Source organism: Flavobacterium sp. Root186 (assembly GCF_001428525.1).
GTDB lineage: Bacteria > Bacteroidota > Bacteroidia > Flavobacteriales > Flavobacteriaceae > Flavobacterium.
Genome location: NZ_LMHW01000004.1, coordinates 1 through 20,618, shown reverse-complemented (window position 1 = coordinate 20,618; position 20,618 = coordinate 1). Strand labels below are relative to the sequence as shown.

Genomic DNA, 20,618 nt, shown 5'->3' with positions numbered 1-20,618 from the left:
ATGCTCAGTACCCGACTTATTTTAACTAACCAACCAATTTAAAAATTATTTATCCCACCAAATTCTAGTGGTCATTAAATCTAAACCTTGACGTTGAATTGCTTCTTTATAATTAGCCGCGTTTGTTACAAGCTCTGACTGATCATAAATTAATCTTCTTGGAATAGTTCCCTGAGTATCTCCCGTTGGGTCATTAACCGGAACTAATATTGGGTAACCTGTTCTTCTGTATTCTGAAAAAGCTTCAAAACCATTGAATAATAAAACAATCCATTTTTGTGTAATAATCTGCTCGATTTTTTGTGCATCTGTTCCGGCAGTTTTAAAAGGATACGTCGTGATGTAAGTGTTATATTCTGCTGGTGTAACTGCAGGCACTTTATCTCCAAAAATCGTTAAAATGTTCATAGCTGCTCTTACTCCGTTTTCGTAATAAGTTTGTGCAGACCCGCCAACATTCCATCCTTTTACTGAAGCTTCTGCCAATATAAATTGAACTTCTGCATAAGACATAATTAATGTAGGAGCATCTAAACGCAATACTGTTGATGTATTAGGATCTGAGAATAATTTTTTATCTCCTCCCGGAAATTCTTTAGCATCATTAGCCAAACCTTGCTGATTTGCCGGATTATTATCTCCAGTAGCTTCTAATTTTGCATAAATTCTTAAACGTGGATCGTTTGTGTTTTTCAACAAATCGATAAATGTTTTACTGAATTTGATGTTTGATTCTCCACCATTTAAGTCATTTCTAACCCATGAAGAAGTAATTGGGTTTGTTTTAACCCCAGCAGGACCTGCATCATGTTTTAAAACTAAACTATCATCATTTGAAGTGAAAACTCCTTTTGAATATGCTTTTTCAACAAACTCTTTTGCTTTCGCAGGATTTACTTTAGACAAACGCATTGCTACTCTAAGCATTAAAGAGTTTGCTAATTTTTTCCATCTTGCTACATCACTTTGATAATATAAATCAGCATTGCCTACAAAAGGTTTAGTTGCATCAAGAGCAGTTCCTGCTTCATCTAATTCTTTTAAAAGATCATTGTAGATTGCTTCCTGCGTATCGTATTTTGGAGAAAAAACGTTTCCATTATATCCTTTTCCAGCGTCGAAATAAGGAACTTCACCATAGGTATCAGTCAATTTTTGGAACAAGAAAACTTTCATGATTCTACAAGCCTGAATCATGTTTGAATTTTCAGGAGTATTATCTATTACAGATAATAATTGGAAAATTTGATTTAATCCTTTCCCGTATGTTTCTCCAAAAAGAGCCGCTGAATATTCAGAAGAATAGGTGTATTTTGAACCTGGGCCTCCAAGTGAAGAAAACTGCTGTACTATTTGTGCTGCGTATAAATTATTTCCTCTGGTGTTAGAAAAATCCTGTCCGTCAACATAGATCTCAGCAAGTGTAAACATTGATTTTACAGCCGGATCAGTTAAAGCATTTGGATTCTTATTCATTTCTTCGAATCCTTTATCGCATGAAGCCAATGTCATTGCACTAACAATTGCGACACAAAATATTTTTATATATCTATTTTTCATCTTTTTAAATATTAGAATTTGACATTAAGAGCAAAACCATAATTTCTTGTCAATGGCATTGAAGCTCTCTCCATACCTTGTGCATTACTATTAGAATAATTTGACTCTGGATCAATGTTTGGCACTTTATCATAAATTGTCCATAAATTATGAGCAGAAAATGCTAAACTAACAGACTGAAATGGTGTTTTTTGTAAAAACATTTTTGGGAAATTATAAGCAAAAGAAATCGCTCTTAGTTTCACAAAATCAGCATCGTATACAAAGTTTGATGTTACATCACTATAACTTCTCCAGTAATCGTATGCAGAAACTGTTGTGTTAACTGCATTTCCGTTAACATCTTTACCGCTTACTGCAACACCACCTTCACGACCCGGAAGTGTGATTTCAGATAATCCGTAACGAGCTCCTAACTGATTTGTAGCAGAATAGATTTCTCCTCCAAATTTAGCATCAACAAAAACCGAAAGTGTGAAGTTTTTATAAGAGAAATCATTTGAAAGTCCCATTGAAGTTGGCGCAACACCTTGTCCTGCAATAATTAAATCTCCTCTCATGAATTTACCGTTTGTATCAAGTACAATATTTCCGCTTGCATCCCTTAAATAATCATAAGCTTTAATAACTCCAAAAGGCTGTCCTTTTTCTAAAACTACGTTAGCTCTACCATCTCTGTTTCCTTCTAATGATTTTGTTGTAATTTTATCAGAAAGACTGATCACTTCACTATCATTATAAGCAAAATTATAACCTACACTCCAAGCAAAACTTGGTGTTTTTATTGCTTTTACATTAATAGCAAACTCCACCCCTTTGTTCAGGATTTCTCCAACGTTGATCTTTGTAGTTCTGTAACCAGAAGCCTGAGAAACATCAGCATCTGTAATATCATTCGTTGTTTTCTTGTGGTAGAATGTCAAATCTGTACTAACTCTGTTATTGAAAAATGTATTTTCAAAACCAAATTCGATTGTACTTACGTTGTAAGGTTTCAAAGTTCTGTTTGGAATTGTTTCTCCATTAACACCTAAAATTGGCTGTCCTAAAGAATCTGTTTGTCCGTCTGGCGTAGTATAAGTCAATGCTAAAGCATAAGCTTCTGGCAATGCACCTCCAACGTTACCCCAGCCAGCTCTGAATTTTCCGTAAGAAATCCATTCTGGAAGACCTATAACTTCTGAGTAAATAAAACTTGAACTTACAGAAGGATAAAATGTACTATTGTTTTTAGGATCTAAAGTTGAAAACCAATCTTCACGACCTGTTAAACTTACATATAAGAAATCTTTGTATCCTATATCAGCAGAGTAAAAAAGAGAGTTTACTTCACTTTCAGAGAATAATTTTTCTGTTTTGTCCGGCTGTGTATTTCCGTAGAAATATTCGAATGGAACAATAAAATTGTTTCCTTTCATTTTAATACCGCTGTATCTGTTGTGTTGACGGTTTGCGCCAATAAAAGCATCTAAAGAAAGATTTTTAACGATATCGCCTTTGTATCCTAAGAAACCAGAGGCATTTACTTCAGAACGGGTTTCAATTCTGTTTTCAATAGATCCGCCTGGGCTGTAGTTGATTCCAGTTGGCTCAATTTCAGTGTATTCGTAGTTGATATCATCAATTCCAAGTACCCCTTTAGCATAAATCTTGTCTGTAATATTGTACGTTACTTTTGCAGAACCAATAAAACGTTTTCTAAGATCATCGTTTAATGGTGATTTTGTAGCAAAGTAAGGATTTGTATGATATACGTTTGCTCCTAAGAAATCTTCTTCTCCTCCGTTTGCATCGTAAGGATTGCTTAACCATCTAATATCAGAACCTGGCGTCATGAAAGTAGTTGGGAAAGACGGGTTTCTTGGCGAGTCATTCAAATAAGGTCTGTTATGACTTTTCTCAGAAATGTACTGTGCATTGCTTTCGATACTTATGCTTTTATTCGGAGACGAATTTAAACTCAAAGCCACGTTATTTCTACCAAAAGTAGTTCCCGGCATGATAGATTCATCTTTAGTATTTCCAAAAGACAATCTGAAGTTAGTTGTTTCATTTCCTCCGGAAAGTGCTAAAGTATTACTGAAAGAATATCCGGTTCTGTAGAAATTTTCAACATTATCTTTTCCGTATGCTTTGTATGGTCTGGTTGTACCGTCTAAACCAAGAGAAGGTGTTCCATCATATTTATCACCCCAGGCAAAATAGTATGAATCTCTAAGTTCCTGCAGATTGGTAAATCTTGTTGGAACGCCGCTAGCATTTGGAGCTCCCGCACCATATTGATCCTGCCAGTTTAAAAGACTTGCTGGTGTATTAAAAGTTGAGTTTGTGTTGAAATCAACTCCAATTCCAGTTCCGTTTTTACCTTTTTTTGTTGTAATTAAGATAACACCATTTGATCCTCTATACCCGTAAAGAGCAGAAGCTGCACTACCTTTTAATACTGACATCGAAGCAATATCATCTGGATTGAAAGAAGACATACCATCACCTTTGTCGGCACCTCCCCACATTCCGGCATTTCCTTGCTGTGTATTGTCAATTGGAATTCCGTCTACAACATACAATGGCTGGTTAAGCCCTGATGCAGAAGTTGCTCCACGAATAACAACACGGCTTGAACCAGATGGCCCAGTAACCGGTGCAGAAACATTTACCCCTGCAATTTTACCTTGCAAAGCATTTCCTAAGTTAATTTCTTTATTTTTTGTCAGGTCGTCGCCTTTAAGTTCACCAACGGCGTAACCCAGACTTTTCTTTTGTTTTTTCACCCCGAAAGAGGTTACTACAACATCTTTAAGTTCTTGTGTAGTTTCTGTCAATGTAACAGCAGCTCTTGTTTCATTCTCCTGAAGTACTACTGACTTCGATTCAAATCCTATAGAAGATATGTTTAGGGTAACTTTACCTTCAGGGACATTCATTCTAAATCGCCCTTCGGCGTCTGTAATGGCACTAAATGGTTTTCCTTGAACCTCGATTGATGCGGCAACAATTCCTTTGTTCTCTGCATCTGTTACTATGCCTGTTATTAATCGGTTTTGTGCTGCAGCACTTAAGCTGCTCAACAATACCATTGCTAACACTGCTAATATTCGTTTCATAAGCATTCTTTTTGGTTATTGGTTTTGGATTTTGTTTTGTTTCGTTTGTGTTTTTGTTTTGTTTGCTTTAAATAATTAATAAAATTTTGAACTCAATTTTGGATAAAAAACCATGTTGATAGTACGATGAATATTCAAAAAAACGTAGCTATTTTAAGGTTTTTACTATATAAATATTTCTCATAAAAACAGCTGAAACAGCAGTAAAATCTAAGAATATTTTCACTAAAACGATTTAGTAAAATGACTAAAAAAAAGCCTAAACTTTTTTTATCATTTTTAATTTATTTTAAACAGATTCTCTCACAATCAATGTTCCTTTTTTGAGGATTTTTTCAATTTTAAAATCATCATAATTTGTCATCTGGCTCATGAGCAGTTGTATTGATTTAATTGCTATATCTTCTATGGGCTGAGCAATTACCGAGATCGTAGGCGTATGCAGTTTGAAACTATCATGATCATCAAAACTGATAACGGCTATGTCTTCCGGAATTTTGTATTTTAAAGTCCTAAAAGCCTGAAGTCCAGCAAGTCCAAGATAGTTAGCCAAAAATAATACGGCATCAATCTCCTGATTTTCTTTAAAAAAATTTATAATCGCATCAATTCTATTTTTTTCACTCGAGTGGTAATCTAATTGCAACGTATAATTTTCGTTGTAAATTCCTTCTTCTTTTAATGCTTCTATATACCCTTTTTCTCTTAATTTCATCTGGATCATTCCAGATTTATTATTTACAACGGCTATATTTTTTCTGCCTTTTTCAATCAAATATTTCACGGCAGAATAAGAACCTTCATAATTATCCATTAAAACATGACTTACTTTTTGATTGGCAAAATACCTATCGATCAATACAACTGGCTTCTGCATTTTTAAAAGCATACCGATTGTTTTCTCTAAATTTCTGGTTGGTGTAATAATAAAACCTTCAACATTTGCCTGCAGAAGACTTTGTACCAATTCTTCAGAACGATCATTATCATCACCTGTACTGCAATAAAAAACCCTGTAATCTATATTTTTTGCTTCATCTTCGATTACTCTTGCCAAATCTGCAAAAAACTGGTTCGAAATATCCTCTACAATTAGTCCAATTGATCTTGTTTTTCCAGTTCTTAAGCTGCTGGCAATCATGCTTGGTTTATACTGAAGTTTTTGGGCAACGTCCTGAACTTTTTTTATCACAGCCGGACTTATGGCCATTTTCTCCCCTTTTCCATTGATAACAAAAGACACTGTAGAAATAGATACTTCTGCCTGTTTAGCAATATCTCTAATTGTAATCTTTTTCATCAAGTATTATGTTTATTGTTGCATATTTTAGTACATCGCAAATATAACAAACGAAACTTACAAAAACGTTTTAGTAAAATTTATTTTTAATTAATCGTTAATTTATTGCTAAAATAAAACATAATACTCAGTAAATACTGAATTTTAGCCAGTTATTGTCATTTTGACTTTTATCACGCTTTTAGTAGCTTTTATGATAATTTGATAAGGTTTTGATGGGGTAAAAAGTTGTTTTTTGGCAGTTAATTTGAAAAAAAATATTTCAAAATTCTATTCTAAATCTGCGCATCTTTTAAAAAATAAAGTAAAAACTTATGAAAATATTGTATATAAAAAATGCCTAAAAGAATTTTAAAACTCTTTAGGCATTCAATATTTATTTTTAAATTATAAATGTTTGGAGAAAGGATTATAAACTTTGTATTCTCAGATTGCGCAACTACTTGCGAAGATTCCTCGTTCCTCGAAATGTCAAGGTTGTGTTTTAACAAAAAAGATAATAAATGCAAAATCTGCGGGCTATTAAATCTAAAATCTATATTCTAAAATCATATCACCCCCATTTTCTGCATTAAAAAAGTCGCACTTTTATTTTTACAGATTCCGCTGCGGAGTTTATAATCAAAATGCAATTCGTTATTTTTAATTTCGACTTCAAAACACTGGTTTGTTAAAGTTTCCGGGTATTCGTTGGTTGTTAAGCAGACTTCAATATCGTGTGTAGCAATGGCACCGATTGCTTTTTTGGCAATTACTTTTTTTACAACTTCAATAGTTCCGTTACGTTTATCGTCAGAGTTTGTTCCTCTTAAAATCTCATCTAACAAAACAAAGGCAGGCCTTTCTTCCAGAGCATCCATAATTTGTTTTAAACGTTTAATTTCTGCAAAGAAATAGGATTCACTATCGGCTAGAGAATCCGATAATCGCATTGAAACTAAAACTGGAAGTGGATGAATATTAGCTTTTGAAGCACAAACAACTGAACCAATTCCACCTAAAACCATATTGATTCCCAAGCTTCGTAAAAATGTACTTTTTCCGGACATATTAGATCCGGTCAAAATCATAAAAGATTCAGGATAAAAATGTGTATCATTCCCTACTCTCGTCGCTGGGTTTAATAACGGATGACTCAAATTTTCAAAACCAATTTTATATTCTGTATTAATTTCCGGAAAAACAAAATCTGCATTGTTGAATGCTAAATTTGCCAAACTATTTAAAGCTTCAAATTCTCCAATAATATTAATCCAGTTTTCAAGCTCATGCGCATAATCATCTTTCCATTTTAAAAGCGCTTTTAAAACATGCAGATTAAACAGAAATGATCCGTTAAAAACAATCGCAGTAACTAAATTACTTATCGTATCCATTCTCGAGAACAACTCTGATAATTGTTTTAAATGAGAACTCGCAGATACATTTTTAGAAACCAACTGCTTTTGTAATGCAATTAGCTTTTTAGATTCAAACTTTTCCAATTCTATCTTCTGCACTAATAAACTATAATGTTTAATTGTTTTATCAATATTATCTGCTTTGGCAATTTCAGATTGAATTCGTTTGAATGATCTTCCTAAAACAATTAAATTAAAAATAAAGATATAAGTTGCGTAAGATAAAAATATTGCTTTTGAAGTAATAAAATAGGCTGTTACAAAACCAAAAAATAGTGCCGGAAGAATAATAGAAAGTGAAATTAAAACTTTAGATAAAGGATTATTTTTAAATGAAATCCAATGAATTAATGAGTCATAAGAACTTTTACTGTCAGTACTGACAATAGCAAGAGCTTCAAAATCCTGGCGCCAGTCTATCTTCCTTTTTAATTCATCTATTGCTTCTTGATTTTCAAGAATAATTTCATTAGATGATAAGCTTAATAATTTATCTGCTAATGTTTTTTTACCTATAAAAGTGGCCGTTCTATTTAAATTTTGGAATAAGGAATGTTCTCCAAAAATATCCAAATCATAGGCATAAGGATGGTGAAAATCGTTGAATTCAATTCCGTTTTCAAAGGGAAGTTTTTCTCTTTTCAAATACGATATTTCATCTTCATTGATTTTTAAAATGGCTTTTGTCAATTCTCTTTTAAAAGATAATTTCGAATGAATTCGCATTAAAAAAAGAAAACCGGCAAAAGATAAAAAAGCAGTTACAACATACCCTATTTCATTAGTTTTGATGTAATAAAACAACATAAACAAAACAAAAAATATGCTTAAAAGCCGTAAAAGACTTATGCTGTTGTGCCTTTTGCTGGTTTGATTAAAAACTTTTGAAAAATGCTCTACCTTACTTAAATATGTTTCCATTTTTTAAATTTAATGAAATACAAATATAGGTTTTACACTTACAAAAAAGCTATTCATTTAAAGTAGAATTTTAATTCTCATGCATTATCAATACTGGAATAGAAACTTCTTTTGTGATTTTTTGACTAAAACTTGAATCGAAAATAGATTCAAAGAAAGATCGCTTATGCGTAATTGTAGTTAAAATGTCGATATCTTTAAAAAGTACAAAATCAAGAATTGTTTCTTTTACTTCGTCACTTGGTAAAACCAGAAATTCTACATTTTCATTAGCAAATTCAATTTCCCATTCTTTAATAGTCATGTCAGAAACATCTGTACTTGAAGATCTAACGTATAAGCTTTTCACTTTTGCATCTGTCTTTTTAGCAATTTTAAGTACTTTTCTAAGTTCAGCTTTATCTTTTTCACGGTATTTTGTTGTAAAACCAATTGTTTTGATTTTCTTGAATTTAGCATCAATCGGTACACATAAAACCGGAACTTTTACTTCTGAAATTACCGAATTTGTATTGGATCCTGTAAAAAATTTTGTCCAGTCAGAAACGCCTGTGGTTCCCATAATAACAAAATCAATTTCATCTTCTTCAACAGCATTTTTCAGGTTATAAATCAGGTCACCGTCCATCAGTCGGTGTTTTATTACAATGTCATGGAGTTTACGTTCTGCAGCAATTGCTCGAAGTTTTGGGATTTCGTCTTTAAACATTTCAAATTTTGCCAATTCTATAGAACTGTATATCGATGCATAATTTTCTGGAAAAAACTGGCTGTCATAAACCGGAATCTCAAATGTATGCAATAAAACAAGTTCGGCTTTGACAACTTTTGCAAATTCTAAAGCATGTACAAACGCATTTGTAGCTGCTTCAGAAAAATCGGTAGGAAATAATATCTTTTTCATTTTATTTCAGATTATAGGTTTGTTACTCAAATTTAATCATTCTAAATCCAAAACAACCTGATAATTATCAGGAATTTAACAGTTAATGATTTCTTAAATAAATTACTATTTTCAGCGTTTATGTTAGATAACTAACCTGTGATTAAGACTTTAGAAATTTCTGCTTTTTTCTTACCTTTGCACCATGATAAATCAAGATTCTATAGTGGCGTTAGCGACTCCGTCTGGAGCGGGAGCTATTGCTATCATTCGTATTTCAGGCGCTGAAGCTATTTCAATAGGAAATTCTGTTTTTAAATCCATAAAAAATAAGGACCTAACGAAGCAAAAAACTCATACCCTGCATTTGGGTCATATTGTGGATAGCGAAAAAACGCTTGATGAAGTTTTGGTCTCTGTTTTTAAAGGACCAAATTCGTATACAGGCGAAAATACTATTGAAATTTCATGTCACGGATCTACTTATATTCAACAGCAGATTATTCAGTTATTATTGCGAAAAGGCTGCCGAATGGCCGATGCGGGAGAATTTACGTTAAGGGCTTTCTTAAACGGGAAATTGGATTTATCTCAGGCAGAAGCTGTTGCCGATTTAATTTCGTCTGATAATGAGGCGTCTCATCAAATTGCCATGCAGCAAATGCGTGGTGGCTTCAGTAATGAAATAGCCAAATTGCGTGAAGAACTTTTGAATTTTGCTTCTTTAATTGAACTCGAATTAGACTTTGCAGAAGAAGATGTAGAATTTGCAGACAGAACGCAATTTCATGAATTATTAAATCGAATTGAATTTGTCTTAAAACGTTTAATTGATTCGTTTGCAGTTGGAAATGTTATTAAAAACGGAATTCCCGTTGCCATTGTTGGTGAGCCAAATGTTGGTAAATCAACTTTATTGAATGCCTTATTAAATGAAGAACGTGCGATTGTTTCTGATATTGCCGGGACAACACGCGATACTATTGAAGACGAATTAGTAATTGGCGGAGTTGGTTTTAGATTCATCGATACGGCTGGAATTCGTGAAACTAAAGATGTGGTAGAAAGCATCGGAATTAAGAAAACTTTCGAAAAAATTGAACAGGCACAAGTTGTAATTTTCTTGTTTGACGGCTTCAAATTTCAGGTTTCAGGCTCTGACTATATTGTCGAAATTGAAAAAGTTAAAAACAAATATCCCCTAAAACCAATTTTAGTTGTTATAAATAAGGTTGATTTATTGAATGAAAATGAAATTGAATTAATCAATAAAAAACTCGAAACTTTAGAATTAACACTTTTAAAAATTTCTGCAAAAGAAAAGATTGGTGTTGAGGAATTAAAGAATAAATTATTGTCTTTTGTAAATACTGGGGCTTTACGTAACAACGAAACTATTGTCACAAATACAAGGCATTATGATTCATTACTAAAAGCTTTAGATGAAATACAAAAAGTAAAATTTGGTCTTGAAACGAATCTTTCAAGTGACTTAATTGCGCTTGATATTCGCGAAGCTTTATATCAATTTGGACTTATTACGGGTCAGGTTTCTAATGATGAATTGCTGGGGAATATTTTTGCTAATTTCTGTATTGGGAAGTAGAGACATCTCAACAGTAGTTTTGATGCTGCGATGAAGACCAATATTTATACTTCTTTCTAAATTATAAAAGTTGCTTTGCCACATTTAAAACCCGGGGTATCAATAATCGGGACAAGCTGCGTACAGGCCTATGCACCTACGAAAGATTTATATGATTATGCACAGACAAAAGCCGCCACTACCTATTATATAAAATCTCTTGCTAAATAGCTTGCTCCAAAAGGAATAAGAGTTAACGGCGTGACATCTGGGCCAGTATGGACAACGCTTCAGGTAAGCGGAGGAACCACATGGAAAAATTGAAACAGTTCGGCTCACAAACCCCGATGGAAAGATCCGTCCAGCCCGTTGAACTTGCTTCAATCTACGTATGGCTTGCCGCACCCAATGCAAGTTATGCAACAGGACAGATTTAAAGCTCAAGCTGTGGGGAAGGAAATCCATAATATAAATCTTCAACCCTTTACTTTGAAATAGAACCGTCTTAAAATAAGATTTGAGACGGTTTGTTACAAGTTAGATATTCGACTGGAAATACTCTGGTGTATCACAAAAGTTAAGTTTATTTAACTTTTAAGATATGAAAAAATACAAGAAAAATAACTTAGAATTTAGTCGCATAAAGAATTTAATAGACAAAAGCTTCAGATGCCTATGAAGCTTTTTTTGCGTGCAGAAACTTTAAGGCATAAGTTAAGCCAGAGAGTTTCGAAAACGTTTTGAAAGTATATCATTCCTGCATTTTCCCTGACATGATAATTTGATAAAAAATCGTGCTTTTCTTGTAAGCAAAAATCAGGAGGCATGATTTAATTTAGGGTATTTAAATTTTAAAAATATATGTATCATGGAAAATTTACATAATAACAGCAGCGAAGAACTTCAGAAATGCCCTTACCATCAGCAGTTAAAAGCAGCTGCCGATAAAAATCCGGACGAACATACCAACACTGGGGACTGGGGCGAAGAACCCGATGAGGACGGTACAGATCCAAACCGTTATGAACAAGAAGAGGGAAATAACAATTCCGGCGGTGCAGGAAGCACCGGCAGTACAGCAACCAACAGCTGAAAGTAAAAACAGTTTACTATTTAAAAATAGAACATCATGAAGAGTTCAACAATAACACAGCAGAAAAGCCATTCAAACAGCAGGGTCAATGTATCCACATTCGAACGCATGCTAATGACAGCCGCAGGATCTTATCTTTTGTATAAAGGCATGTCTCAGGAAAATAAAAACATCAGCCAGATCACATCAGGCGGCGCAATGCTCGCAAGAGGAATCAGCGGCTACTGTCCTCTTTACAGTGCAGTAGACCATTTAAAAAATGATAAAAGTTCCAATGTAAATATCAGAACCAGCATTACCATCAACAGACCTATCAGCGAAGTATATGCATTCTGGCGCAATTTGGAAAACCTGCCCAAATTCATGAATCACCTCGAGTCGGTTAAAACAATCAGTAGCACCCGGTCCGAATGGACTGCCAAAGGACCCGCAGGAATTGGTTCTGTGAGCTGGAAAGCTGAGATTATAAAAGACTAAAAGGAAAAACTTCTCATCTGGCAGTCCCTGAATGATGCAGCGGTTAAAAATTTTGGAAAGGTGCTTTTTAAGTCAGCGGGACAGGCTACTGAAATTGAAGTAACAATTTCCTACCGTGCCCCTCTTGGAATTGCCGGAGAGGGTGCAGCAAAACTGCTCAATCCTCTTTTTGAAAAAATAGTGTATGATGATATAAGAGCATTGAAATCATATCTTGAAACCAAACAGCAGTCTTAAAAATCAGCTTTGCACTTTATTTATAAAACCTTTTGAAATTTCATTACAAAAGGTTTTTTGCTTTTGCAGGCAGCATTAAGGTAAAATTCAATACATCTGGTGAGCAATCCTCAGCAAGTCAAAATTGACAGGCTGGGGAGAAACTCGAAAACACAATTTCTGTATTCCTGCAGCAGTGAATATATTATAATGGCTTTTTTTTCGTACGGATTTCATGCTGAACATACCTTTTACATTTATTCTACTTAAGAAATAAAACAATTACCGTTACATGATAATCTCATAAATTATTAGTTTTTTTTTGTAATAAAACACTTTCGGTAAGGTTATATTTTTATCCTACTATAAAATCACACAATCATGAAAAAGTTAATCAATGTAGCTGCTGAAAAACTTCATAAATGCCCTTATCAGGTTGCGGTATATGGTGAAACTAACTGTGAAATTATCTACCGCAGTTCTTATAAAGGAGATTGGGGCCATTGGGATGAAGATCCGAAAAATGACCAGGAAAATACGCAGGGTATAACGCTGTCTGAAAATAAAAAAAAAATTGTGACGACCGGTCATACGGCCAGCAATAAATAGTAATGTGATAAAGATTCGTATACAGAGAAATTAAAAGGATAGAAGCATCAAATCGACCCGTAATTAATAGATTAAAATATGACATCAGAAATTATAATCCAATGCAGTGAAGCCATTGCAGCTAAAGGTTGGAATATCGCTTTTGCAGAAAGCGCATCAGCCGGAAAGTTAAGTGCTGAGTTTTCTTTAACCCCTTTATCAGGAAAAATTTTAAGGGGCGGTATTGTCTGTTATGAAGTGTTTGTTAAAGAACAGATAATGCTGGTGCCGCACGAGCTGATAGAACAGTATACTCCCGAATCAGCACAGGTAACAAGTGCCCTTGCCCAGCGTACTGCCGTGATATTCAATTCTGATATTACCGTCGCCCTGACTGGACTTACCACTCCGGGAGGAAGCGAGACTGAAGAGAAACCAGTCGGTACTATCTTTTTGTCGATAATTACTCCGACAGGGATAATAGACCACAAGGAGGTATTCTTCGGTAGTCCCAAGCAGATCGTAAAGCAGGCAGCAGATAAGGCCGCGTCACTGATTCTAGAAAAAATAAAATCTAATTAGACGAATAAACAATATAAAAATGCACCAGATCAAACAATAGCTAATTTGATGGTTACTACATTCATTAAAATTAATAATCATGAGTAGTCAATTTAAAAAAGGACAAGATGTAAAACAGGAATTCGGCGGACCGATAATGAAAGTAATAGGTTTCGAGCCTGAATTGATTGAAAATGTCATTACTCAATGGGAAGACGAAGAAGGGACAGTGATCACAGGAAAATTCACGGAGTCAGTTCTTGTACCTGCTCCCAAACAGTAGAAGCTGTATTTATGTTATCTACGATTTCTTTACAGTGGGGATCAGTAAAAGTTACAACAGTCAAAAAACCTGTACCATTGAAAAATGATACAGGTTTCATAAAAATCAATTGCAATCTTGGAATTACACTTTAAAATTATTCCTGGCCTTCTTTATTTGCGTCAAAGTTGATAGTATTATACGCCGCTTCAGTCAGTATAACATCAGCTTCTTTTTCTTCAGACAGAGTTTTTTCCAGAAGCAGTACTGCATCATCTTCACCTAGAGTTGTTGCAAAGGCAGCCAATGTCCCATACGTAGCAATTTCATAATGCTCAATTTTTTGTGATGCGGCAATAATCCCTGCATCTCTTACTGCCCCTGCTTCAGTCTCCTCCATAACACTTTCACCCTCTTTTATAAGACCTTCCATGGCATCACACTTTTTTGCTGCTGCCTTCTCACCCACAGATTTAAAAACTTCCTCAAGTCTTTCGACCTGCTTTTGTGTTACGGACAAATGATCATTGATAGCCATAATCAGATTTTCAGAAGTCGCATTTTTAGCCATTTTTGGAAGTGCCTTAACAAGAGCTTTTTCAGCCCAGTAGATATCCTTTAATGAATCCACAAATAATTCTCTTAGTCCTTCAGCAGCAGAAGGTTTTGCTTTTACAGTTTTTTTTGAAACTGTTTTTGATGCTGTTGGTTTACCAGCGGAAGATGCAGTTTTGCTTTTTGTGTCAGCTGTTTTTTTAATAGCAGTTTTCATAATGTTTTTTTAAGGTTATAAGTCAAATTTACAAAGCGCAAGACTCTATTTTTTCACAACTTTTCAGTTGATATTTACAATATTTAAAATACTGAATTACAGATTATTATGAATAAAAATTCTTTGACTATCTCTTAAAAAAAATTACAATAAAGGAATCTGATTATAAGGAAAATATCATATTATATAGTTCAGCAAAAAAGTATTGAGAATAGAAGGCTTATTCCATTATGGGTAAAATCTTATAAAAAGTTAAAAAAATTATATAAGGGGATAAACTGCCCTTTTACTGAAATTTGTTGTAAATCAGTTCAAAGACGAATACATTTTTACGCACTTATGGTTTATTCATTTATTTTTTACTGCTTTCTCTGGGAGCGCTGATGACGGGTCTTAATTATTTTTAACAACCATACTGATCAACCACTCTCCATTGAAATGCAGGCTGATTCTGTAATTCATTATTCATTGGACATCACTTTTTTATAACCTAAAACTTATCATTATGCATACAGTTACACCCTGGAGCACAACTGCTCAGGCAGATATTGAAAATAATGAAATACTTTTAGAGAAAAAGATTCTTGATTTTGTCTATCAAGTTTACAATACAGGAGATTCTCTCTGGATCGTTGCAATTACGCCGGGCAATGGAAAAATAGCTTTTCGTACTGCATTTGCAATGAACAGCTGTTTTGAAGTGGTTAATCTTTTTGATGACGAAAATACTATTGTCATTTTATTGAATTCCAGACTCGGTAATTATAAAATTCGCATTGATTTTCCCGATACGGCGACCCCGCTTTTACATTACACCACTACTTTTACGGCAGCTGTCCCATTGATGATACCCTTTTGGCCGCGGGATATAATTCCGCTCACACAAAATGGAAGTGTCGAAAATACCTCGGGAAAAATTCATATGGAACAATTCGGGTCGAGATCGGGACTTCTGTTTGCCAGTATTACAAAACCGCAAACCGGATCGTTTTTTTATTTTCAAAACCTTACTTCCATATCTGAGTATTGCGAAGCTACCCAAACAGAATCCAAGAATACAGTGGGCGGAAACTGGCCGGAAATTGGGTTTCAACTCCCAACTACTGATAAACTGCCTCTTCCGGCAGGCATAGCTTTCACTATATCAGATGCATACATTGTACTGGAAGCTGAAATATTTAAGCAGACGGACTCTATCTGCGAACACTTTTTAAACAATCTTGTCAAAATATATAAAGTTCTCGAGCAACCAGGAATTGAATATAATGACTGGCCTGATATTGCTCAAAAAGTCATAACCGATTTAACGCATAATAAAGGTGCGTGGACACAAAAAAATGGAATTCCTTACCTGAATGCCTACCTGTGCGATTATGAAACACCTGCTGAAAGTATGGTTCAGCTTGCAGTATTGGCTCCGTTTAAGGAATTTGAAAAATGGAGTGGCAAAAAACAGCCTCTGTGTGAGGATTTAATAAAGGGACTGCCCGCTTTTTATGATCCAAAAATTAACTGCATAAACAGATGGCTTCCAGCCCTTGCAGATCAGCTGGATCAGTCCGAAGAACATAAAAAAGAAATGGTAATGGATTCCTGGTACCTGCATCATCCGTTGATTAATCTGGCACGGCTGGCTTTACATGGAGAAAAAACAGCAGAGAAACTGGTGCTGGATTCCATTGATTATGTCATAAAAACAGCCCATCATTTTAAGTACAGCTGGCCGGTATTCTATGATATGCAGACTTTTGAAATAATCAAAAAAGAAACAGCTCCCGGAGCCGGAGGAGAAAAGGATGTTCCGGGAGCGTATGCCCACTTAATGCTGCTGGTTTTTAAGTTAACCCAAGAAAAACGTTATTTAAACGAAGCCGAAAAAGCAGCGAAAAAATTGCAAGAGCTTGGTGTTGATATTTTATACCAGGCCAATAATACAGCCTTTACTGCCGGGGCATTATTAGAGCTCTATAAAATTACCAATAAAAAATTATATCTCGATTTGAGTTATACCTGCCTTGCCGGATTATTTAAAAACGTACAGCTTTATGACTGCAGATATGGTTTTGGTAAAAATTACACCAACTTCTTTTCAATATTCCCACTAAATGATGCGCCTTACACTGCTGCATATGAAGAATTGGAAGTATATGCCGCTTTATCCAAATATTTCATTCAGGCAAAAGATGTCGATATTTTACCTGCTTTAAAAACGCTGATACCGGAATTTATCAAATATGCAGTTGGCAGAATTGCCTATTATTATCCTCCGCTGCTGCCAAAAGAAATGCTTTCGAAAGAAGTCAAAACAGGAGAAATACAAGCTGATTTGTGGGTTCCTTTAGAAGATTTATACAACGGATGGGAACAAAGTGGTCAGGTCGGTCAGGAAGTTTACGGCGCCGGAATGGCTTTTGGTGTTGTGCCAAGGCAGTACATCAAAATCGATGAAGACTTTTTAATTTTTATTGATTATCCAAATCAATATAAAAAAAGAGGAAAAGTAATTACTATTAACCTTGACGGCGACAAGGATATGTCGTGCAATTTGAAGATTATAAAATTAGGGAACGAAAATATTAAAATGAAAGTATTTAAGGATAAGAAAGCTTTAAGTGCCTTTAACGAAAGTGCAAAAATGCATGAATACAAAGTTTCAGGTCAGGGTTCAGTTAAAATTCAATGGTAATATTTACTAATTAATAAAAAACATATAATGGAAAAATTAACAAATTACTTTGGACAAAATATCAAAGATAAAAAAATAGTAATAACCGGTGGAACTACCGGAATAGGAAAAGCAATTGCCGATGTTTTAGTGTCTCTTGGCGGGCTTGTTCTTATTTTTGGAAGAGATGAGAAAGATTTTAAAAATGCTGTTGCAGATATTAAAAAGCAATTTCCCAAAAGCGAGGTCTATGGCATTCCGGCAGATGTAACTAAAAAAGAAGATATAGATAAAATCTTTGAAATTGTAGATGGTAAACTCGGCGGAATTGACATTCTGGTCAATAATGCTGCACTGGCAGCACCGGGACTCACGCAGGGAACCTATGACGATTACAAATATATTATTGACACAAACATTACAGGTTATCTTGCCTTTGCTCAGGAAGCATCTTTAAGAATGAAAGAGCAAAAATCAGGACATATCATCAACATTGGGTCGATGAGCGCAGAAAGCCGTACTGCGAAAAGTACTATTTATGTGGCAACTAAAACAGCCATACGAGGTTTTAGTACTTCGCTCCGCAAAGAATTAAATCCGCTTGGAATTAAAGTTTCCTTAATTGAACCGGGAGCCGTAACAAGCGATATGCAGACCGACCCGAAAGCAGTACAGCACGAGAAAGTAGAAAAATTGGAAATGCTGGAGGCTTACGATATTGCTATGAGTACTTTATTTTGTCTTTCGCAGCCAAAGAGATGTGATATTGTCAGTATGCAGATTCGTCCGCATCTGCAGATTATTTAAGTATTATGTCTTTCAGGATTTTTGATATTTATTTTATGGACTAAACCTATTTTGTATTTTTTTTTGTGATTTATCCATTAAAATTAAAAATTCTCCTCACGACTTTATTTTGAATTTCAGAATCTACTGAAAATAAATATTTTATAAAGAACTCTTTTAAATCTGCTGATTTTAATAGTAAATGTAAAGCATGATTTTTGAATCAAAACTTTCAATAACCTTTTCAAGCCTTTTAAAGAATACCTCGTTTACCATGGGGCAGCCATGGCTGTTGATAATGTAATATTCTTTCTCGTCATTGGGAACTTCTTTATAACGGTGCAGTACTATGGCTCTTTTCATTGCATTGTTGTTAGTCAGGTCCAGACCGTTCAGCCTGAATGCTTTTCCAAAAACCCCATTTTAACTGCTGACACACAGAGTTTTACTACCTGTTGAAAAAATATGCTTTAGTACTGATTATAAACATAATATTAGACATTCCTTATAAAAATGACATCCCAAAAGTTAATTTCATTTCCAGGAATTAATATTACACTATGGAATAAAATAATGTGGAATTAAGGCACATTTTTTTATTTGACTAATAAATAAACATAGTGAGGTATTTCCATTCTTTTTTTTATCATTGAGATAATTACAAACTGACTTTATTAATTTTATGAAACTTATAAAATAAGATTATTTATATTTACCATTAATTTTCAAATATGAATAAAACATTCAGATTAAAAACAAAAGCTTTTTTACCTAATATATTAGCTGTAGTCAGCTGCTGCGTATTCCTCTTCTTTTTTACTTCGATTCAAAAAAACACTCCAAAGGAAAATCTTCAGGTAGAACAAAAAAAAGTATTAATTTTTTCAAAAACTAATGGTTACAGACATGAGAGTATTACAGCAGGTATTACTGCTATAAAAAAACTAGGTATTGAAAATGATTTTTTAGTAGACGCTACGGAAGATTCGCTAGATATCAACTCTCAAAATTTAAATAAATATCAAGCAGTCATTTTTCTAAGCACAACTGGTAAAATATTAGATGAAAAACAAAAACTGGCTCTTCAAAATTTCATGCAAAAAGGCAGGGGTTTTGTTGGAATTCATTCCGCAACAAACTGTGAGACTGAATGGCCTTGGTTCATAAATATGATTGGTGCAACTTTTATATCACATCCAAAACAGCAAATAGGTAAATTAATAGTTCTTGACAAGACACATCAATCCACGGATAATCTACCTTCAATATGGGAAAGAAATGATGAATGGTATAATTTTAAAAATCAAAACCCTAATATAAATATCCTCATAAAGGTGGACGAATTATCATATACTGGCGCAATGAATACTAATAACGGCCATCCAATTTCATGGTATCATCAATTTGATGGAGGAAGAGTTTTTTATACTGCGCTAGGCCATAGTATTGAAGGCTATAATGATCCCATATTTTTAAAACACTTGTTGGGCGGTATTAAATATGCAATAGGATAAAACATTATCGAATTTAAAAAACATATATTAATTTATATAATTATTCTAAAAACTTTTTTTTAATTCTTTTATTTTGAACGATAATATCTGATTCATTTATATTTTATATGCTTTCAAATATAAAACTAAACTCCCTAAGTAGAAAAAAAGTAAACATGAGACAATATGATTTACTGTATGTGATATAAATATGTTATTATAGAGATCAAGTATAAAAAGCATTATATTATATTTTCACTGCAATAAGCCGTTCAGAAGTACGTTTACAGATAGACTAAATTTTTAATTTACACTATGGAATATTCAAAAAATTACACTGTTGCAGAAGGACATATAGATGTACAAGGCATTATGGATGGCTTATATTATCCTTTTTATATGGAGGAGTGCCGCCATGATTATATTAGAGAAATCTTGGGTTTTGATTTTGTTCAACAGGCAGAAAATGGTGTATTTATGGTTTTGTCTGAGTACAGCATCAAGTTTATACGCTCCTTAAAAAAAGATGATAATTTTGATGTGACCTGTACTGTTTTTACTGATGCTCAAGGATTGCCTCGTCTTCATTTCAAACAGTCCATAATAAAAAACGGGAAAATAATGGCTTCAGCTGTATTTACTGGAACTTGTGTACCTGCAACTGGAGGCAGACCCTATTTACCGGAAGAACTGAAAGCAAATTTTGCTGATGCACCAGCATTAGAGATTAAATAATTATTGTAAAATATAAATAATTTATTTAATCTTCTCTTTCAAGTAGAATACGAAAAAAGTTTGGCTGAGTTATAGCAAACTAAGTTATTTTTCATCAAAATATTATGAGATTTTTAAACATAAGGCCACGGAAGATTTTATAAAAAAGCCTCATTAATCCGCTATTCAAATTCACGCTTTTTAAATTAAAACAATTTCATTTAAAATTTAATATAAG

The 20,618-nt window shown here is 33.9% G+C and carries 18 protein-coding genes and 1 pseudogene; 12 read left to right on the top strand and 7 right to left on the bottom strand.

All coding sequences use genetic code 11. The features are described from left to right. Nucleotides 1-45 precede the first annotated feature (45 nt). From ASD98_RS03175 to ASD98_RS03155, 5 genes are all read right to left on the bottom strand, one after another. The gene (locus ASD98_RS03175; protein ID WP_056200129.1) at nucleotides 46-1,560 is read right to left on the bottom strand and encodes a SusD/RagB family nutrient-binding outer membrane lipoprotein; all 1,515 of its coding nucleotides are present in this window, start codon (nucleotides 1,558-1,560) and stop codon (nucleotides 46-48) included. A gap of 11 nt (nucleotides 1,561-1,571) precedes the next feature. Next, a complete protein-coding gene (locus ASD98_RS03170; protein WP_242412068.1) occupies nucleotides 1,572-4,664 on the bottom strand; it encodes a SusC/RagA family TonB-linked outer membrane protein in 3,093 nt (1,030 codons plus the stop codon). Between the two features lie 289 nt (nucleotides 4,665-4,953). Beyond that, nucleotides 4,954-5,964 carry a LacI family DNA-binding transcriptional regulator gene (locus tag ASD98_RS03165; RefSeq protein WP_056200201.1) on the bottom strand — a complete coding sequence of 337 codons (1,011 nt, stop codon included), beginning with the start codon at nucleotides 5,962-5,964 and terminating at the stop codon, nucleotides 4,954-4,956. 548 nt (nucleotides 5,965-6,512) lie between these two features. After that, entirely contained in the window at nucleotides 6,513-8,285 is a 1,773-nt protein-coding gene (locus tag ASD98_RS03160; protein WP_056200126.1) for a DNA mismatch repair protein, read from the bottom strand. 70 nt (nucleotides 8,286-8,355) lie between these two features. Next, nucleotides 8,356-9,189: a universal stress protein gene (locus tag ASD98_RS03155; RefSeq protein ID WP_056200123.1), complete on the bottom strand. Its 834-nt coding sequence runs from the start codon at nucleotides 9,187-9,189 to the stop codon at nucleotides 8,356-8,358. 184 nt (nucleotides 9,190-9,373) lie between these two features. On the opposite strand from ASD98_RS03155, the gene mnmE reads away from it, so the two are divergent. From mnmE to ASD98_RS03125, 8 genes are all read left to right on the top strand, one after another. Beyond that, nucleotides 9,374-10,774, top strand: coding sequence for a tRNA uridine-5-carboxymethylaminomethyl(34) synthesis GTPase MnmE (mnmE, locus tag ASD98_RS03150; protein ID WP_056200121.1), 1,401 nt, complete (start codon nucleotides 9,374-9,376; stop codon nucleotides 10,772-10,774). 326 nt (nucleotides 10,775-11,100) lie between these two features. Continuing rightward, a complete protein-coding gene (locus ASD98_RS24560) occupies nucleotides 11,101-11,190 on the top strand; it encodes a hypothetical protein (protein ID WP_369814744.1) in 90 nt (29 codons plus the stop codon). A gap of 431 nt (nucleotides 11,191-11,621) precedes the next feature. Next, the gene (locus ASD98_RS03145; protein WP_056200118.1) at nucleotides 11,622-11,846 is read left to right on the top strand and encodes a hypothetical protein; all 225 of its coding nucleotides are present in this window, start codon (nucleotides 11,622-11,624) and stop codon (nucleotides 11,844-11,846) included. A 36-nt stretch (nucleotides 11,847-11,882) separates the two neighbouring features. Next, nucleotides 11,883-12,323 carry a YgaP-like transmembrane domain gene (locus tag ASD98_RS24305; RefSeq protein ID WP_255357652.1) on the top strand — a complete coding sequence of 147 codons (441 nt, stop codon included), beginning with the start codon at nucleotides 11,883-11,885 and terminating at the stop codon, nucleotides 12,321-12,323. Between the two features lie 60 nt (nucleotides 12,324-12,383). After that, on the top strand, nucleotides 12,384-12,560 hold the full coding sequence (locus ASD98_RS24300) for a hypothetical protein (RefSeq protein ID WP_242412066.1): 177 nt from the start codon (nucleotides 12,384-12,386) through the stop codon (nucleotides 12,558-12,560). A gap of 360 nt (nucleotides 12,561-12,920) precedes the next feature. After that, on the top strand, nucleotides 12,921-13,148 hold the full coding sequence (locus ASD98_RS03135) for a hypothetical protein (protein WP_056200114.1): 228 nt from the start codon (nucleotides 12,921-12,923) through the stop codon (nucleotides 13,146-13,148). A 78-nt stretch (nucleotides 13,149-13,226) separates the two neighbouring features. Next, a complete protein-coding gene (locus ASD98_RS03130) occupies nucleotides 13,227-13,709 on the top strand; it encodes a CinA family protein (RefSeq protein ID WP_056200111.1) in 483 nt (160 codons plus the stop codon). A gap of 79 nt (nucleotides 13,710-13,788) precedes the next feature. Beyond that, a complete protein-coding gene (locus ASD98_RS03125; RefSeq protein ID WP_056200107.1) occupies nucleotides 13,789-13,971 on the top strand; it encodes a hypothetical protein in 183 nt (60 codons plus the stop codon). Between the two features lie 136 nt (nucleotides 13,972-14,107). Here ASD98_RS03125 and ASD98_RS03120 read toward each other — a convergent pair whose 3' ends face one another. Further along, nucleotides 14,108-14,722 carry a ferritin-like domain-containing protein gene (locus tag ASD98_RS03120; RefSeq protein ID WP_056200104.1) on the bottom strand — a complete coding sequence of 205 codons (615 nt, stop codon included), beginning with the start codon at nucleotides 14,720-14,722 and terminating at the stop codon, nucleotides 14,108-14,110. 505 nt (nucleotides 14,723-15,227) lie between these two features. Here ASD98_RS03120 and ASD98_RS03115 point away from each other — a divergent pair. Then, nucleotides 15,228-17,408, top strand: a complete 2,181-nt coding sequence (locus ASD98_RS03115) for a hypothetical protein (protein WP_056200102.1) — start codon at nucleotides 15,228-15,230, stop codon at nucleotides 17,406-17,408. Nucleotides 17,409-17,435: 27 nt separating this feature from the next. Then, nucleotides 17,436-18,194 carry an SDR family oxidoreductase gene (locus tag ASD98_RS03110; RefSeq protein ID WP_056200100.1) on the top strand — a complete coding sequence of 253 codons (759 nt, stop codon included), beginning with the start codon at nucleotides 17,436-17,438 and terminating at the stop codon, nucleotides 18,192-18,194. Nucleotides 18,195-18,365: 171 nt separating this feature from the next. Here the strand turns inward: ASD98_RS03110 and ASD98_RS23650 are convergent. Next, nucleotides 18,366-18,581 (bottom strand): annotated as a pseudogene (locus ASD98_RS23650) (murein L,D-transpeptidase catalytic domain-containing protein); the annotation flags it as partial. Between the two features lie 323 nt (nucleotides 18,582-18,904). Between ASD98_RS23650 and ASD98_RS03105 the strand changes: the two are divergent. After that, a complete protein-coding gene (locus ASD98_RS03105; protein ID WP_056200097.1) occupies nucleotides 18,905-19,687 on the top strand; it encodes a ThuA domain-containing protein in 783 nt (260 codons plus the stop codon). Between the two features lie 294 nt (nucleotides 19,688-19,981). Further along, nucleotides 19,982-20,401 carry a thioesterase family protein gene (locus ASD98_RS03100; protein ID WP_056200094.1) on the top strand — a complete coding sequence of 140 codons (420 nt, stop codon included), beginning with the start codon at nucleotides 19,982-19,984 and terminating at the stop codon, nucleotides 20,399-20,401. Nucleotides 20,402-20,618 lie beyond the last annotated feature (217 nt).

Bases quoted from the DNA above. Each gene is read 5' to 3' on its own strand.
- ASD98_RS03175 (WP_056200129.1), bottom strand. From the start codon at position 1,560: ATGAAAAATAGATATATAAAAATATTTTGTGTCGCAATTGTTAGTGCA.
- ASD98_RS03170 (WP_242412068.1), bottom strand. From the start codon at position 4,664: ATGAAACGAATATTAGCAGTGTTAGCAATGGTATTGTTGAGCAGCTTA.
- ASD98_RS03165 (WP_056200201.1), bottom strand. From the start codon at position 5,964: ATGAAAAAGATTACAATTAGAGATATTGCTAAACAGGCAGAAGTATCT.
- ASD98_RS03160 (WP_056200126.1), bottom strand. From the start codon at position 8,285: ATGGAAACATATTTAAGTAAGGTAGAGCATTTTTCAAAAGTTTTTAAT.
- ASD98_RS03155 (WP_056200123.1), bottom strand. From the start codon at position 9,189: ATGAAAAAGATATTATTTCCTACCGATTTTTCTGAAGCAGCTACAAAT.
- mnmE (WP_056200121.1), top strand. From the start codon at position 9,374: ATGATAAATCAAGATTCTATAGTGGCGTTAGCGACTCCGTCTGGAGCG.
- ASD98_RS24560 (WP_369814744.1), top strand. From the start codon at position 11,101: ATGGAAAGATCCGTCCAGCCCGTTGAACTTGCTTCAATCTACGTATGG.
- ASD98_RS03145 (WP_056200118.1), top strand. From the start codon at position 11,622: ATGGAAAATTTACATAATAACAGCAGCGAAGAACTTCAGAAATGCCCT.
- ASD98_RS24305 (WP_255357652.1), top strand. From the start codon at position 11,883: ATGAAGAGTTCAACAATAACACAGCAGAAAAGCCATTCAAACAGCAGG.
- ASD98_RS03135 (WP_056200114.1), top strand. From the start codon at position 12,921: ATGAAAAAGTTAATCAATGTAGCTGCTGAAAAACTTCATAAATGCCCT.
- ASD98_RS03130 (WP_056200111.1), top strand. From the start codon at position 13,227: ATGACATCAGAAATTATAATCCAATGCAGTGAAGCCATTGCAGCTAAA.
- ASD98_RS03125 (WP_056200107.1), top strand. From the start codon at position 13,789: ATGAGTAGTCAATTTAAAAAAGGACAAGATGTAAAACAGGAATTCGGC.
- ASD98_RS03120 (WP_056200104.1), bottom strand. From the start codon at position 14,722: ATGAAAACTGCTATTAAAAAAACAGCTGACACAAAAAGCAAAACTGCA.
- ASD98_RS03115 (WP_056200102.1), top strand. From the start codon at position 15,228: ATGCATACAGTTACACCCTGGAGCACAACTGCTCAGGCAGATATTGAA.
- ASD98_RS03110 (WP_056200100.1), top strand. From the start codon at position 17,436: ATGGAAAAATTAACAAATTACTTTGGACAAAATATCAAAGATAAAAAA.
- ASD98_RS03105 (WP_056200097.1), top strand. From the start codon at position 18,905: ATGAATAAAACATTCAGATTAAAAACAAAAGCTTTTTTACCTAATATA.
- ASD98_RS03100 (WP_056200094.1), top strand. From the start codon at position 19,982: ATGGAATATTCAAAAAATTACACTGTTGCAGAAGGACATATAGATGTA.